We start from the raw sequence: 16,217 nt of genomic DNA on the forward strand, positions 1-16,217 counted from the left end.
CGACAGCCGAGTGATCAAGGGGTGCCTCCTGGCGCCGGCGGTGCGGGAGCCGGTGCAGCTTCAGCTGGAAGCAGCATGTCCCGCAATGTCTTTGGCGCTTGTATCGGCGGATCCGAGACGATCGGCGATCCCGGGTACGCCGCTGGAGAGGTGTTCGCAGGCAATCCGTTGGGTGCGTACGACCCAGGCGGGCCCGGGGGTGCGCCCCATCCGGCCGGTGGTGCCACGTCATTGGCGCCGGTGTACGCCGAAACGGCCGGCGGTAGATCTTCGTATGGCTGCGGACGTCCGCCTGCCCCGCCGGGTGCGAGGTTGGGGTCGGTATACACCAGGTTCTCCGGGCTGGGCGCCTTGCGGAGGTAGGCGTTGAACGGCATCGGTAGGTAGTTGAAGTTGATCAGTGAGAGGGCCGGCCCGAGATACTGGGCGCAGAGCTTGGAGGATTCAGCAGCGGTGGCATTCTTCACCGCCGAGATCGCCGAGCACACCACCGAAACCGGATCGGCGAAGTTCGACAACGCGAACGCGCCGACGGCGGTGCCGCTGTCCGGGTTGTAGATGTTGTAGCCGTTGGCGATCGCGTTGGGCGCCACGTGCAGAACATTCTCGAGTTTGGCCTTGTTGTCCACCAGATTCTGGGTGACGTTGTTCAAGCGCTGAAGCTGCTCGGCGGTCTGGTCGCGAGTACCGGCGATGAAGCGCCGAACGTTGCCGACAGCGTCCGCCAAGTTGGTCAGGGCGCCGTCCAGATCGGAGCGGCTTTCGTCGACCACGCTGGTGACATTGGCGAGATGCCCCTGGAATTCCACGATCTGGGCGTTGCTGTCTCGCAGCGCCGTCACGAAGACCTGCAGGTTCTTGATGATGCCGACGACATCGCCACTCCCCTGACCCAGAATCTTCGCGACACCGGACAACTGGCTGATCGCCTCGTGCAGCTTCTCGCCATTGCCGTTCATGGCTGCGGCGGCACTGTCGACGAAGCGGCTCAGCGAGGTGGCCGACGCGCCGTTGATCGGCCCCAGATCGGACGCCAATCGCATCAGCTGGTCCTTGACCTGGTCCCACTCCACGGGCACCGCGGTGCGCTCAACCCCGATCTGCGCACCGTCGGCCATCGTCGGGCCGGTGTCCTCGTAGGCCGGCGCCAGCTGGACGTACCGGGCCGCGACCAGGTTCTGCGCCATGAGGATTGCCTTGGCATCAGCCGGGATCTTCACGCCGTGATCGACGGCGAGGGTGATCCGCGCCTGTCCACCTACCGGTTCGATGCTCTTGATGGAGCCGACTTTGACGCCTGCCACCCGAACCTCGTCGCCCGGGTAGATCGCGGTGGCAGAGGTGAAGTACGCAGTGATGGTGGTGGGCTTGAAGGCAGTCTGCCGCACTATCATCACCGTGCCGGCCAGGGCCAGCACGGCCAGCAGCACCAGCGCGGCGCGGCTGATCCGCTTGCGGTTACGGGCGATCATCGACTTCCTCCAGGAATGCCGTTGTGGGGCCAGGGGAATTCGGCGCGCGGTCCGGCATTGTCCGGCGGTTGGCCAGCGTTGGTGCCGCGCCGGAATCCGAATGCGTAGTCGAGGAAGGGCTGAAGAGTCTGTGCCGGTAGGAGGTTCCCGACGAAGGCGTTGTAATACCAGCCGTTGTTCACCGATTCACCCTGGGTAACCTGGTATTTGGCGAGGCCCGCCAGTGCGCCCGCGATGTTGTCGCGGTTCTTCTCCAGCATCGCCGACACCGAGTTGAGCTGCTTGAGCGTGGGCGCGAGCTCTTCTTCGTTGTCGCGGACGAGTCCGGAAAGCTGCTGGGACAGTGCGGAGGTATTGGCCAGCAGGTTGACGATCGCGTACCGGCGCTGGTCGAGAACCCCGGTCAGCGCGTTCGCATCCAGCAGCAGGGTGTTGACCTGCTCGCTACGCTTCGACAGGATGCCGGTCACGTCGGCGGCACTCTTGAGCAGGTTGGACAGGGACTCGTTGCGGCTGTTCAGCGTCTCCGACAGCCGGGACAGCCCCTCGAACGTCGGCCCAAGCTGAGGCGCCATCCGATCGATGGTGTCCGACAACGTATCCAGGGACTGCGTAAGCGCGGCCGTATCGGTGCCTGCGGTGTTGTTCGTGAAGTCGCCGACGGCGTTGGTCAACGAATACGGCGAGGCCGTCCTGGTGATGGGGATGGTTTCCGAGGCGCGCATTGTTCCCGCGCCGGCCGGCTCCAGGGTCAGCATCCTGGCCCCGAGCATCGTCCCGGTGCGGATGTGCGCGGTGGTGGCAGGGCCCAGACGCACCTTGCTGTCAAGAGTGAAGGTCACCAAGGCCTTGCCGTGGCTCAGGCTGACATCGGTCACCAGGCCCTTGGTGACACCGGAGATCTTGACGTCGTTACCGGTCGTCAGCCCGCCCGCCTCGGCGAACTGCGCGTGATACTTCACCGAGGTGGCCCATGACCACAGCGCCTGCGGCTGAAGTCCGACGGCGATGACCATCGCGATCAGCACAATGCCGATGAGTCCGCTCCGGATGAGGTGCGATCCACGGTATTTCAGCATCAGGGCTCCCCACAGCGGCCGGTGTTCTGCATAATCCACGGGAAGTACGCGGTGCGCCCCTGCAGGTCGGTGACCCGGACATTCATGCCGCACAGGTACTGATTGATGAAGCTGCCGTAGGCTCCCAACCTCACCAGCTTGCGGTAGTTCTTGGGTGCGTTCTGCAACGACAGGTCCATCCGCGCCATGTCGTCCTCGTTGGAGAGCAGCGGCGCCAGCCGGGCGAGTTGATCGACGGTCCCCGACAGAGGCGGCCGGGCCTGTGTCATCAGGTCTGTCAGAGAAGCGGTTCCGTTGTCGAGAGCGGTGATCGCCTCACCGATGGGATCGCGTTCCTGTGACAGACCGGTGATGAGTTGTTGCAGTTGCTCGACGGCGCCGGAGAACTTGTCCCCGTCCTTGGCGACCGTTGCCACAGTGGTCTTCAGGTTGTCGATCAGCTGTTGCACCGTCTGCCCGTTGTCGGCGAGTGCCTGGGTGAACGAAGTCGTGTGGGACAGCAGCGATTCCACTGTCCCGCTCTGGCCCTGCAGGATCTGAATGAGTGAGTTGGTCAACGCGTTGACGTTCTGGGCGTTGAGACCCTGGATGACGGGCTTGAGCCCGCCCAGGAGAAGGTCGAGATCGAGCGCCGGCTCCGTGCGCTCCACAGGTATCTGTGAACCCGGCGGCTGGAGCTTGGTTGATCCCGGACTGTCGAGCAGCTCCAGATACCGGTTGCCAACCAGGTCCAGATAACGCACCGCGATCTTGGTGGCAGTCGTCATGACGACCTCTCGGTCCGAGTCGAAATGCACCAGCACGGTGTTGTCCGGCTGCAGCGCAACGTCATTGACGGTGCCGACGCGGATTCCCGCTACACGCACGGAATCTCCGACCTTGAGGCTGGACGCATCGGTGAACACGGCCGAATAGCCGTTGACCGCCCCTGTCCGGTATTGACCCATGATCGCGAACAACGCTCCGGTCAGGAGCAACATCGTCACTCCGAACACTCCGAACTTGATCGCGGTGCCGCGGCTGCGCGTCATCCCGGTTGTCCTATCTGAGGGGTATTGCGGGGCGGACCGTCGAGCGGGCCGTACAGCGCCTGCTTGAGACCTTCGGAGTTCAACAAGATTCCCTGATTTCCGTACTGCGCCGGGTTGGCATCGATGTCGGTGACCACAAACGGCGGCCGTTGTTCGAAACCGACCTCGGGTAGGCCCTGGCATTGCGGTCCGCCGGTGGCGGCCACCTTCGGCAGGTTGCCCGGGTAGCGGTAGCGCTCGGTGCCCAGCAGGAACGAGTCCAACAACATGACGCCGGGTAGCGGCTGCGGCGGCCCCATAGCCAGCGGCACCATGCCCTTGAGAACACAGTTGAGCGCCGGGTTGTACTGGTTGAGCAGGTTCGTGGTCGGCACCAGCAGGCGCATGGCGTCGGTCACCCCGGCGCTGTTGGTCGAGACCACCTCGTTCCCGACATCGGCCAGCCCGATCGCACTGATCAACAGCGCGTCCAGGTCGTTGCGCCGATCGACGACCGTGTCGCTCAGTCTGGTTGCGCTGCGGATGGTCTCCACAAGGTCCGAACTGGCGTCGGCGTACGCGTTGAACACACCCGGTGCGACGGCGATCTCATGGCTCATCGTCGGAAGGCTGGGGGCAATCTTGGCCAGCAGGGCGTCCAGGTCAACCAAGGTCTGGCCCATCTTGTCGCCGCGGCCGTCGATGGCCTGGGCCATCGCACCCAGCGTCTCGTTCAGCTTTTCCGGCTGGATCTGGGCGAGCACCGACACCAACTGCTCGAACACCGTGTTGATCTCGACGGTGGTGTGGGTCGCGTCGAGGACCTGGCCGGCGTACATCGATGTCTGCGACGGTTCCGCCGGCGGGACGAGCTGGACAAACTTGGCGCCGAACACGGTGCTCGAGGCGATCTCCACCCCCGTGTTGACCGGAATCAGCTGCAGATCATCGGGATTCATCGCGAGCTTCAGGGCCGCCTGCCCGTCGGGCAGCGTCTCGATCGAGACCACTTTGCCGACCTGTGCACCGTGCAGCTTGACCTTGGCATCGGGGTTCATCACCAGGCCGGCGCGCGGCGAGATCACAGTCACCGACGCGGTGGGCGCGACCCCACCGCGGAACATCACGATCGCCCCGACGACGATCGCGGCGATCACCAGGACCGTGATCAGTCCTGTCAGTTGACGTTTAGCGTCACGCGACATCGGATGCCTTCTCTAGCCGGAGAGGTTGAAGTTGCCGTTGGAGCCATAGACGGCCAGGGAGATCAGCAACGTGATCGAGACGACGACGATCAGTGACGTCCGCACCGCGTTCCCGACCGCCACGCCCACGCCGGCCGGTCCGCCGGTTGCGAAGAAGCCGTAGTAGGTGTGCACCAACAGGATCGCCAACGCCATCAGCAGTGCCTGCAGGAACGACCAGAGCAGGTCGATCGGGTTGAGGAACGTGCTGAAGTAGTGGCCGTACAGGCCGCCCGACTGCCCGAGCAGCACCACGGTGGTGAACTGGCTGGCCAGGAACGACAGGATCACCGCGATCGAGTACAGCGGCGTGATGGCGATCATCCCGGCCACGATCCGAGTGGATACCAGGTATTCGACCGGGCGGATGGCCATAGCCTCCAGGGCGTCGACCTCTTCGTTGATCCGCATCGCGCCGAGCTGTGCGGTCACCCCGGCACCGAACGTGGCGGCCAGGCCGATACCGGCGACGATGGGCGCCGAAATCCGTACATTGATGAAGGCCGCCAGGAATCCGGTGAGTGCCTCGATGCCGATGTTGCCCAGCGAGCTGTAGCCCTGGATGGCCAGGACCCCGCCGGTGGCCAGCGTCAGAAACCCGACGATCACGACGGTTCCACCGATCATCGCCAATGTTCCTGCGCCCATGCTGATTTCGGCGATCAGCCGGACGACTTCCTTGCGGTAGTGCGCTGCTGCAAAGGGCATGCCCGCCAGGGCCCGGCCGTAGAACAGGACATGGTCACCGATGCCGCTCAGCACGGCACCGGGCCGCCGCACGGCCCGGGACAGGCGCGGGTAAGCCGACTGGAGTACTGCCGTCATCGCGTCGTCATTTGGATGCCGATGGCGGTGACCACCACGTTGACCACGAACAATGCCATGAAGGCGTAGACGACTGTCTCGTTGACAGCGTTGCCCACCGCTTTGGCACCTCCACCCGAGACGGTCAGCCCGCGGTAGCAGGCGACCAGGCCGGCGATCAGGCCGAACAACGCCGCCTTGACGCAGGAGATGACGACCTCCGGAATACCGGTGAGCAGGGTGATGCCCGCTGCGAACGCGCCGGGATTGACGTCTTGCACGAACACCGAGAACAGGTATCCGCCAAGGATTCCGATGATCACGACGACGCTGTTGAGCAGTAGCGCCACCAGACCCGAGGCCAACATCCGCGGGGTGACCAGACGCTGGATCGGATTGATGCCGAGGACCTCCATGGCGTCGATCTCTTCACGGACGGTGCGCGACCCCAGGTCGGCACACATCGCGGTCGCCCCGGCGCCGGCGACGATCAGCACCGTCACCATGGGCCCCACCTGGGTGACGGCGCCGAATGCCGCGCCCGCCCCGGAGAGATCTGCCGCGCCCAGTTCGCGAAGGAGGATGTTCAAGGTGAACGACACCAGAACGGTGAACGGGATCGCCACCAGAAGGGTCGGCGCCATGGAAACCCGTGCCACGAACCAGGATTGGTCAAGGAACTCACGCCATTGGAATGGCCTGCGCACCACAAATCTGGCGGCATCCACCGACATGGCGAACAACCCACCCACCCCCTCGAGTGGGCCGGCGAGTTGTCGCTGCAGCATCCGGTTCTCCGTTCTTTGCCTGAATCACACCCGGGGGTTGTTATGACCCGGACCACACGCCTCGACCGGGAACAATCACAGTTCGCCATCGGTCGCGCCACCACGTGTCCCACCCACCGGGAATTTGACTCCCTGCGCGTCAAATTCCGGTGGTCACCCGGTCAGCGGAACACTGCATTGCCGCTGCGGAGCGAGCGTGTGAGGGTGGGCGCAATGGGTCAGCACGACGAAAGAAACTCTGTGTCGAATTCTGTTTCGGTCAGCAGTCATGCCGGTACGGCGGATGCGCTTCGTGAGATCAGCACCAGTGCAGGGATTTTGCGGTACTACGACGTCGGCAACGGACCGACCGTGCTGTTCTTGCACGGATCGGGCCCCGGAGTCACCGGGTGGCGCAACTTCCGCGGAGTGCTACCGAGGTTCGCCGAACACTTCAGGTGCGTGGTCTTGGAGTTCCCCGGTTTCGGCGTCTCAGAAGACTGGGGCGGGCACCCCATGATCACCGCGCAGGGCGCGGTGATCCCGTTTCTGGATGCCCTCGGCGTCGAACAGGCCGACATCGTCGGCAACTCGATGGGCGGCGGTGTCGGGATAAACACGGCGATCAACGCACCCGAACGGGTCGGACGCCTGGTGACGATCGGCGGGATCGGTACCAGCATCTTCTCCCCCGGCCCGTCCGAGGGCATTCGCCTGCTCCAGGAATTCACCGAGGATCCGACCCGGCAGCGCCTTGTCGACTGGTTGCGCTCCATGGTCTACGACCAGTCGCTTGTCACCGAGGATCTCATCGATGAGCGCTGGACGCTGGCAACCGACCCCGAGACTTTGGCCGCCGCACGCCGGATGTACGGAAAGGCCGCGTTCGCGGCGATGATGGCATCATTGGTTGCATCGGATCTGCCCATGCCGTGGGCACGGATGCACAAGGTAACTGCTCCAACACTTTTGACATGGGGTCGCGACGATCGCGTCAGTCCATTGGATATGGCGCTGATTCCGATGCGCACCATCCCCAATGCCGAGCTTCATGTGTTCCCCAACTGTGGGCATTGGGCGATGATCGAGGCGAAAGCCGCCTTCGAGTCGGTGGTCGGCGCGTTCCTACATCGATCGGACTAGCCCAGGCCGCCAAGACCTAGGATTTCGCTTCCAACCTCTTGAGGCCGGCCAGCACCATGCCGATTCCGGACCGGTGTGCAACCAACAACTCGTCGAGCTCATGCGGTTCCTTCGAGTCGGTCCACCAGATGTAGGCGTTGCTACTGACATGGACAATAAGCCTGCTCGGCAGTGAGCGGGTGAAAGCGTCGTCACCCAATTCGAAGTGCCCCGCCAGAAACTCGGTGATGGCGTCGGTGAGACTCTCGCCCCATTTCATCCAGCGCAAGCGGTACTGCGGGGTCTCGGCAACGAAACACATGAGCTTCCGGGCGACCTCTACTGACTCCTCGGGCCGGACCTCGACCGTGAACATGTCAACGAGCACTTCCACGGGATCGGAATCCGCTGCAGCGCGGGCCAACAGGCCGCGCATGCGGTCTTCGCTGCGCCGGAACAACGGTCCGAGTACGTCTTCCTTGACCGGGAAATGGCGGTAGAACGTACGCGTCGCGATGCCCACTTCGGCACAGATGCGTTCGACCGTCGCCGTGGCATCGCCGTCGGCGATGAATATCCTGCGCGCGGTGTCCGCGATGCTGAGCCGCAATTCTTCTGCACGACGCTCGGTGAGCGTCGGCCCTTTAATCTTGGGCATTCGATGATTGTCGCTGCAAGGAGCTGTTCAAGGCCAGCGACGTGACCCTGGGTTGAATGTGTCGGTCACCCATTGAGACGTGACCTGCTTTACTTCGCGGCCACGACGTGTCTAGACTCACACCTGTCATCTTGTGCCACATATACATAGTGTGACAGGTCTGGAGGATGGTGTGTCAACGTCGCACGACGACGGAACTCCCATAGCGATGCTCGATCGGGTGGCTTCCCTTTTGGACGTCTTCGGCGCGCGACAAGCACTCTCGCTGGCGGAGATCAGCCGGTATTCGAACGTGCCCCGCTCGTCGGCTCATCGCATCCTGCAAGGCTTGGTGCAGCTGGGCTGGGTCGAACGCCAGGGCGCCAAGTATGCGCTCGGATTGCGGATGTTCGAACTCGGCAGCCAGGCAGTACGGCAGCGTCGGGTCCCCGAAGCAGCACTGCCGGTGATGGCGGACCTACACCGGCGCACCGGCCTGACGGCACATCTGAGCGTCCTGGCAGATACTCATGTGCTGCACATCGAACGCTTCGGTAAGTGGCCCAACTCCGGCAATTGCTGGCAGGTGGGTTCCAGGCAGCCTGTGGAACAGACTGCCGCCGGCCGCGCGCTGCTGGCGCAGATGGACGAGTCGGCCTGGCCGGATCTGCGGTACGCGGTGACGTCGCCGTACGGAATTCGCAACCGAGCGGAGTTGGATCGAAACCTGACCACGGTCCGCGCCCGCGGCGGGGTCGCCGTCGATGCTGAGGGCTGCGAGCTGGGAGTCACCGTCGTGGCCGCACCCATCGGCGTATACGAGGGCAGCGACCGGTTCGCATTGTCGCTGTGCGGGCCCACCAGGTCGACACGCGTCGAGCCTGTCGCCGCCGCGGTGCACAGCGCGTCATGGGCCATCTGTCATGCCCTGGCGGAAGTTTCGCGTAGCGGTGGCAATCTGACACGAGCGGCGCACCGCATGGTGACGCCGGCCATGATCCATCGGACCGGGGAGACCACCGTGGCAGCCGCCGGAGGTAGGTGACGAACGCCTAGCGGCGCAAATATCTCAGGGCATAGTGGGGAAGCCGGGATGTGGGCACTCGCCTAGGCCAGTCAGCCGCCCGAAAATAGGCGTCTGATCCACCGTCGACGAAGATCACGCTGCCGCACAGGAACTCAGCCGCGTCAGAGAGCATGAAAACCATCCACTCTGCGAGGTGATCAGGATTGCCGAAGCCGCCGACTGGGACAGGGAACGACTGCACCGCCTTGGCCTCTCGCGGAGAGGCGAGTTGCTTCTCCAGGAGTGGCGTTCGGATCGCTCCTGGAGCAATCGCATTGAGTCGGATCCCCGCGCCTGCCCAATCCGCCAGCACCGCAGTGCGTCGCACCCATCGTGACACCGCAATCTTGGATGCCCCGTAGGTGAGCGATGGCGCGACCGGACGGTACCGATGCAGGGTCTTGACCGCGCGGTCGAGATCGTCGCGCAACAGTGCCCGCACCGCGCTCACCGGCACCATCGGCATCGTGCTGCTCGAATTGCTTCCGACGACAACCACTTTTGCATTGCCACAGGCCTCGAACGCCGGCCGCCAGCTCTGCAGCAGATCGACCACACCGAAGTAATTGACCGACAGGATCAGCCGCACGGCGTCTCGGTCCGGAAGCGGACCGACGCCGGCGGCCATGACTGCGCCATCGAGCCGACCGTCTGCCAACTCAAGTACTGCCGCAGCTGCTTGCGAACGACCCTGCGCAGTAGAGAGGTCCGCGATCACCTCGGCGTCGCGCAGATCGATGCCGATAACGCGATGTCCGTCGGCCCGCAATCGCTGTGCCGCGGCGTGGCCCATCCCGGATGCCGAACCTGTCACCGCATAGGTACCCACGTTCACCAGTCCTGCCAGGGGATGATCGTGTTCAGCGGTGTGTCGATGACGCACTCTCCCGCCTTGGTCCCTGAAGGGTTCTGCCTCAGGCGCTCGGAAACGGCCCCGGCGACGCGGACCGGATCGTCATCGAGGTACAGCAGACGGATGCGAAGACCCCCTGGTGGATCTGAGGCCTCCGCCGAGCGAAGACCCAGCCCATTGGCCTGATGGCGGTCCAGCGCGAACGTCCACGCCCCGGCCACTCCGTCCAGTTCGAGCAGAGCTGGAATCGCGACCCGGTCCTCCCATTGGTGATGCTTGTGAGCATCAGCGCCATAGGGTTCGGCGAACCGTGTCATCGTCAGGTACAACCCCCGGTTGGGCCGGTAGGGGATCACGCCGGGCGACACCAGCGCCGATGCCGACGCGTAGCCCTTGACGGGTCGGAAGAACGCGAGCACCGTGCGCCGGACGCCGGGGATCATCGGCCCCCGGCCCCACTGGAACGAATCGGCACCAAGCTGCTCCCACTCGCGCACCGATTGTTCGACCGGGGAACGGAACCAGTACATCGCGACGTAATCGGTATCAGCCTGTGCAGGTTCGGCGGTGGACACGTCGCGGCACGCCTCCGGGCGGCTCCAGCGGTCTCCCCACGCGATCCCGGGTAGCGCAAGATTCTCCGGGCGATGATCCAGTTGATGCCATTCGTTGTAGCGGCGGTGTTCCTCATCTCCTCCGCCGTCGAGTACGACGAACGAAAAGAACACCAACGGGCATTCGACAGCGGACATGACATCCTCTCAGATCTGTTCGGGGACGGCCGATCCCGCCAACCCGAGGTTGAGCAGAGTGTGCGCGTACGGATTCCCGTTGAGCAACCGGCTGGTGCGCGCCGTGATCTGCCATTGCCCGTCAAGACGTTCCAGCGCGAAATGGTTGGCGGTCGCTCGCCACACCCTGTAGTCGGATGCGCCATCACGCAACAGCACCAGTGATTCACACACCGCGACGGCGGAGTCGCCGCTGACCGTGACCACCGATGGTCCGAGAAAATGACAGCAACCCGTGGCGACCAGATCCTGATGCCCGGTCGAGCTGACCATGTCGTGCACACCCTTGCGGCCGGTCATCAGCCAATCCTCGACGTCGTACGTGCCACTGGTCGCCCACAGTGCGGCGGCGTTGTCGGCGTTACCGGCATCCACCGACGGACCGTAAGAGGCAAGAAGTTTCGCGATGGCGAGCTCGTCTTCGAGGCGTTGCAGGCGGGTGAGTATCTGCTGTTCGGTGCTCATCGTTCCTCCTGAATGTCGCGCAGCCTGGCGAGTTGATCGCAGTAATGGTGCGCATTCTCGGCACGCACCCCGCAGGTGATTGCGGTCGCTCCCGCATCCTGCAGTGCCGCCAGGGACGCCCGAGTACCCGCCGGATCGCCTCCGGGATTCACTGCTGTCGCTAGCAACACCTCGAACCCTGCCGGCAAGTCGACGTCAGAGAGCAGATTCCGCACCTCGCTGGGCGTGAGACCGAACGGCATCCAACCGTCGGCCAACTCGACCGCACGGCGCAACGACCCGGCGCTACGACCACCGACCCAGATCGGCACCCGATCCTGCTGGGCGCACGGCAGAACTGTCATCCCCTCGTAGGCGTAGAACGGTCCGTGGTATCGCGGTGAGGCGGTGGACAGTGACACTCGCAGCGCACGCAGCGCATCATCAGCCCTTGCGGCCCGTTGCTTCCAGCGGGCTCCGATCAGGTCGAATTCTTCTTCCAGGGAGCCGATTCCGACGCCGAGCACCAAACGACCGGCGCTGACCCGGTCCAGGGTTCCGTAGCGTTTGGCGATCTCCAGCGGGTGGTGGTAGCCCAGCACGAGTACTGCCGTGGCAAGCCGGATCCGTTGGGTGTGCGCGGCCAGGTATCCCAGCGTCGCCAGCGGATCCCAGTACACCGCACCACGCGCAGCCGCGTCCGACGACGGCACCGCCACGTGTTCTGAGCAGGTCAGGTAGTCGAAGCCGAGATCATCTGCCGCTGCGGCTATCCGGGCCAGATCGCCGATCCCGGCTTCGGCTTCCCAAGGCGATGCCATGCCGGGTACCTGCACCACCACCGGTGTGGACAGACCCAGCCGCACGGTCAGTGCGCCCCGGCGATGAGCGCCGCGATCGCCCGATGTGTCTCCAACACCACGCGGCTTCGGTCCGGAGCACTGTTGGCTTCGGCGCGGTCCGCGTTCCCACCGGCCACCCACACCGGACCGTCGGCCAAGTGAGCCAGCCCCTCGGCGGCTACCTCCGCCGGTTCGTTCACCAGAATTCCGGGTGCGTCGAAGTTCAATCCGACTCGCTCCATCGCCGGAGTGCGTGTCACTCCCAGCACCAGTTCGAGGACGTCGACGTTGCGCTCGCGCAGCTCCAGCCAGAGACTTTCGGCGAACATCCGGGAGAACGCCTTGGCCCCGGCATAGATGGAGTGCCTCCAAGCGCCCATGTAGCCGGAGAGTGAGCCGACGATCATGATGCCGCCGCGGCCACGATCGGCCATCAAGCGCCCGTAATGCTGCACCATCTCAAGCATCCGGGTCACGTTGAGGTCGGTGACCTTCTGGAACTCGGCCAGGTCGGTGTCGAGGAACAACTCGTTACAGGTACTGGCGCCGGCGTTGTAAATCAGCAGGCCCACGTCGAGATCGGCGGTGTCCTCGGCGATCCTTGAAACCGACTGCGGATCTAGCAGATCCACCGACATGGCGCGCACCTCGACACCCAGCTCACGACACTGGTCAGCGGTGTCGGTCAACGGTCCGGGCTTGCGGGCGATGAGCACCAGATTGAATCCGGCTGTGGCCAGTTGGCGGGCAAATTCGGCGCCCACGCCCTCGGACCCCCCGGCGATCACAGCCCAGGGTCCGTATTTGGCTAGATCAGTCATCGTTTCTCCTAGCGTTGTGTGCTTCCGGCATCGACCGGAAGGCTGATCGCAGTGATGTAGCGGGCTTCGTCGGAAGCCAGGAACAGGCTTGCGTTCGCGACGTCGACGGACTGCACCCAGGGCACGGCGAGCAGGTTCATCCGGGTTGCGGCCGCGGCGAACTCGTCGCGGGTGGGCGGACGGTCGAGGTCGGGCCGGAACCCGCCACGGACGACATCGTTCTGGATCAGGGGCGTATCGACGTTGGTCGGGTGGACACAGTTGACCCGGATGCCGTGCGGCGCCAAATCGTGGGCCAGGCTGCGCATCAGCCCGACGACGCCGTGTTTGGCGGCGGTGTAGTGGGCCACACCGGTCAGACCCCGGAGACCCGCGATCGAGCTGACCAATATCACCGCTCCCGCACCACGACTGATCAGATGAGGCACCGTGGCCGTGCAGGTATTCCACACCCCGGTCAAATTGATGTCGATCATGGTGCGCCAGGCCGCTTCAGAGAGTTCGATGGCCGCACCTCTCGAGGTGATTCCCGCAGTGGCACAGACGATGTCGAGCCCTTTGAAATGCAAGGCACCACGATCGACAGCAGCCCGCAGTTCATCGGGGTCGCGGACGTCGACGATCTCGGTGACCACTCGCCCGCCGGCACGCTCAACGAGACGCGCGGTTTCGGCAAGATCGTCCGGTGTGCTGGGCGGCACCTGGACGGTGTCGATCGGCCCGCACATGTCGACGGCGATGATCGAGGCGCCTTCCTCGGCGAAGCGCACTGCCTGTGCCCGGCCGATGCCGCGGGCTGCACCGGTGATCAGCGCGGTCTTGTTCGTCAGCCGGCCGGTCATGTCGTCTTCTGGGTCAGGCCCGCGTCGACCACAAGTTGGGCACCGGTGATGTAACGGGCTTGGTCGGAGGCCAGGAAGACTGCGGCGTTTGCTACATCGACAGGTTCCACCCACGGTACCGGGAGCAGGTTCCTGGCGGTTAGCACTTCGATTGCGTCGGCTTCGGTGGGGTTGTCCAGATCTGGCCGGAGCCGTTTATAGGTGGCGGGGTTACGCACCATCGGCGTCGCCACCGCCCCAGGATGCAGGGTGTTCACCCGGATACGTTGTGGTCCAAGTTCGTTGGCGAGTGTGCGGGCCAGCCCCACCACTGCATGCTTGCTGGCAGTGTAGTGCGCGGTGCCCGCCGTGCCGCGTAAACCGTTGGTGGAGCTGATGATCACCACGCATCCACCTTCGGGACCGATGTGAGGCACGCCGGCTTTGACTGTGTGCCAGACGCCGGTCAGGTTGACATCCAGATTGCGTTGCCATTCCGGGGCACTGATCATCCAGGCTGCCTTGTTTGGCGTGTGGATACCCGCATTGGCGACGATGATGTCAACGCGGCCCAACCTCGTCACACCCGAGTCAACCGCCGACATGACTTCGGCGAGATCACTGATGTCGGCCGTTCCGACGACACAACGCCTGCCACGCTGCCCCACCCGTTCGGCCGTCTCAAGTAGATCGTCGGTGGCCTCAGACCGGTCGAGCGCGATGACGTCGGCCCCGGTGTCGGCAAAACGTTCGCAATGCACGCGCCCGGTGCCGCTACCGGCGCCCGTGACCAAGACGACCTTGTCAGTCAGATCCGGCACTATGGCGCCTTGAGCAGATCGAACCCCTTGTATCCCGCCGCCGCTGCGTCGTTGCAGATGTCGAGGTAGGCGCCGAAGCCGCCGATGAACAACATGAACATCCGGGGTTTGCCGGGCACATTGGCACCCATGTACCACGAGTTGGCTTTGGTGAACAGTGTCGCTTCGGCGCGCTGAGCGCACTCGGTCATCCAGCTGTCCACCGCGTCGGCTGTCGCTTCCATCGCGGCATTGCCGTTACGGTCCAGATGGTCGATGGCGTCGGAGATCCAGTTCACGTGCGCTTCGGCGTGCAGCACCATGTTCGCCAGCACGGCAGGCGCACCGGGGCCGGATACCAGGAACAGGTTGGGGAAGCCGTCGGTGCCGAGTCCGAGGTAGGTGCGCGGGCCGTCGGCCCAGTCATCCACCAACTTCTTGCCGCCGCGGCCCACGATGTCGATCTTGGCCAGCGCGCCGGTCATCGCGTCGAACCCGGTCGCCAAGACCAGCGCGTCGATGGCGTAGTGATCGCCACTGGTGTTGATACCGGATTCGTCGATCGATTCGATCGGCGTCTTCCGGACGCTCACGAGCGTGACATTGGGCCGGTTGAACGTCTGAAAGTAGTTGGTGTCGGTGCAGATCCGTTTGGTACCGATCGGATGGTCGTTGGGGATCAGCGCCTCAGCGAGGTCGGGGTCGTCGATGACTGCACGGATTTTGCTCTCGTAGAACTTGCGGGCTTCTTCGTTGGCCTCCAGGGAGACCATCTGGTCGGTGAAGGTCTTCGAGAACAGCACACCGCCCAGTTCCCAACGCTGCTCGAACGCATCGTGACGTTCTTCTGGACTGGCTTCGAGGGTCAACTTGGGGTGTGCCACATGCGGTGAGCCACCGCCGCTGCGCCACGACATCCGGCGCCGTTCGGCGTAATTGGCCTTGATGTCGGCGATCTCATCGGCAGTGAGCGGGCGGTTACCGGCCGGCACACTGTAATTGGGGGTGCGCTGAAACACGTAGAGCCGTTCGGCCTGTTCGGCGATGATCGGGATGGACTGGATGCCCGACGATCCGGTGCCGATGACGGCAACGCGCTTGCCCGTGAAATCCACACTCTCGTGGGGCCAATGGGCTGTGTGGTGGACGTCTCCGGCGAAGGTGTCCAAGCCCGGGAAGTCGGGGGTCATCGCGGCGGACAGCGGGCCGGTGGCCATCACCACGAACCGTGTGTCGACTGCCTCACCGGTATCAGTTGTGACGGTCCAACGCAGTGTCTGCTCGTCGAGCACTGCCGAACTCACCCTGGTTTCGAAGGTGATGTCGCGACGCAGGTCGAGCTTGTCGGCGACCCAGTTGATGTACTTCAGGATTTCGGTCTGGGTGGCGTACTTCTCGGTCCAGGTCCACTCTTGCTGGAGATCGTCGGAGAACGAGAAGCAGTAGTCGACGCTCTCGACGTCGCAACGCGCACCCGGGTAGCGGTTGAAGTACCAAGTGCCACCCACTTCTGGCGCTGCCTCGAAGACTCGCACCGACAGCCCCTGCGACCGGAACTTGTGCAACGCGTACAGGCCGCCGAAGCCGGCGCCCACCACAACAACATCCACGACGCTCATCGATCCACTGCTCACCCGGCGTACG

At 64.1% G+C, this 16,217-nt stretch carries 17 protein-coding genes; 2 read left to right on the forward strand and 15 right to left on the reverse strand.

Features of this window, described 5'->3' with window-relative positions; all coding sequences use genetic code 11:
* Positions 1 to 14: 14 nt before the first annotated feature.
* The 6 genes from ACNQVK_RS32935 to ACNQVK_RS32960 are packed head-to-tail and all read right to left on the reverse strand — an operon-like array spanning position 15 to position 6,397.
* Positions 15 to 1,472, reverse strand: a complete 1,458-nt coding sequence (locus tag ACNQVK_RS32935; RefSeq protein ID WP_418032865.1) for an MCE family protein — start codon at positions 1,470 to 1,472, stop codon at positions 15 to 17.
* The gene (locus ACNQVK_RS32940) at positions 1,469 to 2,551 is read right to left on the reverse strand and encodes an MCE family protein (protein ID WP_418032867.1); all 1,083 of its coding nucleotides are present in this window, start codon (positions 2,549 to 2,551) and stop codon (positions 1,469 to 1,471) included. The genes ACNQVK_RS32935 and ACNQVK_RS32940 overlap by 4 nt, the downstream gene beginning before the upstream one ends.
* The gene (locus ACNQVK_RS32945; protein WP_409551193.1) at positions 2,551 to 3,582 is read right to left on the reverse strand and encodes an MCE family protein; all 1,032 of its coding nucleotides are present in this window, start codon (positions 3,580 to 3,582) and stop codon (positions 2,551 to 2,553) included. The genes ACNQVK_RS32940 and ACNQVK_RS32945 overlap by 1 nt, the downstream gene beginning before the upstream one ends.
* A complete protein-coding gene (locus ACNQVK_RS32950; RefSeq protein ID WP_418032869.1) occupies positions 3,579 to 4,766 on the reverse strand; it encodes an MCE family protein in 1,188 nt (395 codons plus the stop codon). Before ACNQVK_RS32950 ends, ACNQVK_RS32945 begins: the two co-directional genes overlap by 4 nt.
* A 12-nt stretch (positions 4,767 to 4,778) precedes the next feature.
* Complete coding sequence (locus ACNQVK_RS32955) at positions 4,779 to 5,630, reverse strand: MlaE family ABC transporter permease (protein WP_205868346.1); 852 nt, start codon at positions 5,628 to 5,630, stop codon at positions 4,779 to 4,781.
* Positions 5,627 to 6,397: an MlaE family ABC transporter permease gene (locus ACNQVK_RS32960; RefSeq protein ID WP_029110801.1), complete on the reverse strand. Its 771-nt coding sequence runs from the start codon at positions 6,395 to 6,397 to the stop codon at positions 5,627 to 5,629. The genes ACNQVK_RS32955 and ACNQVK_RS32960 overlap by 4 nt, the downstream gene beginning before the upstream one ends.
* Positions 6,398 to 6,694: 297 nt before the next feature.
* On the opposite strand from ACNQVK_RS32960, the gene ACNQVK_RS32965 reads away from it, so the two are divergent.
* A complete protein-coding gene (locus ACNQVK_RS32965) occupies positions 6,695 to 7,519 on the forward strand; it encodes an alpha/beta fold hydrolase (RefSeq protein WP_418034477.1) in 825 nt (274 codons plus the stop codon).
* A gap of 16 nt (positions 7,520 to 7,535) precedes the next feature.
* On the opposite strand, the gene ACNQVK_RS32970 is transcribed toward ACNQVK_RS32965, so the two are convergent.
* Entirely contained in the window at positions 7,536 to 8,156 is a 621-nt protein-coding gene (locus tag ACNQVK_RS32970; protein WP_418032871.1) for a TetR/AcrR family transcriptional regulator, read from the reverse strand.
* A gap of 172 nt (positions 8,157 to 8,328) precedes the next feature.
* On the opposite strand from ACNQVK_RS32970, the gene ACNQVK_RS32975 reads away from it, so the two are divergent.
* Positions 8,329 to 9,180 (forward strand): IclR family transcriptional regulator, encoded by an 852-nt coding sequence (locus ACNQVK_RS32975; RefSeq protein WP_418032873.1) that lies wholly within the window; start codon positions 8,329 to 8,331, stop codon positions 9,178 to 9,180.
* Positions 9,181 to 9,187: 7 nt separating this feature from the next.
* Here the strand turns inward: ACNQVK_RS32975 and ACNQVK_RS32980 are convergent, their stop codons facing one another.
* Genes ACNQVK_RS32980 through ACNQVK_RS33015 form a run of 8 tightly spaced genes read right to left on the reverse strand, consistent with a single transcriptional unit; the run spans position 9,188 to position 16,192 of the window.
* A complete protein-coding gene (locus ACNQVK_RS32980) occupies positions 9,188 to 10,030 on the reverse strand; it encodes an SDR family oxidoreductase (protein ID WP_409551391.1) in 843 nt (280 codons plus the stop codon).
* A gap of 2 nt (positions 10,031 to 10,032) precedes the next feature.
* Positions 10,033 to 10,806, reverse strand: a complete 774-nt coding sequence (locus ACNQVK_RS32985) for a hypothetical protein (protein WP_418032875.1) — start codon at positions 10,804 to 10,806, stop codon at positions 10,033 to 10,035.
* A gap of 9 nt (positions 10,807 to 10,815) precedes the next feature.
* Positions 10,816 to 11,310, reverse strand: coding sequence for a nuclear transport factor 2 family protein (locus tag ACNQVK_RS32990; RefSeq protein WP_409551188.1), 495 nt, complete (start codon positions 11,308 to 11,310; stop codon positions 10,816 to 10,818).
* A complete protein-coding gene (locus ACNQVK_RS32995) occupies positions 11,307 to 12,155 on the reverse strand; it encodes a TIGR03619 family F420-dependent LLM class oxidoreductase (RefSeq protein ID WP_418032877.1) in 849 nt (282 codons plus the stop codon). The genes ACNQVK_RS32990 and ACNQVK_RS32995 overlap by 4 nt, the downstream gene beginning before the upstream one ends.
* A 2-nt stretch (positions 12,156 to 12,157) precedes the next feature.
* Positions 12,158 to 12,952 carry an SDR family NAD(P)-dependent oxidoreductase gene (locus ACNQVK_RS33000; RefSeq protein WP_409551186.1) on the reverse strand — a complete coding sequence of 265 codons (795 nt, stop codon included), beginning with the start codon at positions 12,950 to 12,952 and terminating at the stop codon, positions 12,158 to 12,160.
* Between the two features lie 8 nt (positions 12,953 to 12,960).
* A complete protein-coding gene (locus ACNQVK_RS33005) occupies positions 12,961 to 13,794 on the reverse strand; it encodes a mycofactocin-coupled SDR family oxidoreductase (protein ID WP_418032879.1) in 834 nt (277 codons plus the stop codon).
* The gene (locus ACNQVK_RS33010; protein ID WP_418032880.1) at positions 13,791 to 14,594 is read right to left on the reverse strand and encodes a mycofactocin-coupled SDR family oxidoreductase; all 804 of its coding nucleotides are present in this window, start codon (positions 14,592 to 14,594) and stop codon (positions 13,791 to 13,793) included. The genes ACNQVK_RS33005 and ACNQVK_RS33010 overlap by 4 nt, the downstream gene beginning before the upstream one ends.
* Positions 14,594 to 16,192 (reverse strand): flavin-containing monooxygenase, encoded by a 1,599-nt coding sequence (locus ACNQVK_RS33015; protein ID WP_418034479.1) that lies wholly within the window; start codon positions 16,190 to 16,192, stop codon positions 14,594 to 14,596. Before ACNQVK_RS33015 ends, ACNQVK_RS33010 begins: the two co-directional genes overlap by 1 nt.
* Between the last annotated feature and the right edge of the window lie 25 nt (positions 16,193 to 16,217).

Source organism: Mycobacterium sp. 134 (genome assembly GCF_048282715.1).
Taxonomy (GTDB): Bacteria; Actinomycetota; Actinomycetes; order Mycobacteriales; family Mycobacteriaceae; genus Mycobacterium; species Mycobacterium septicum.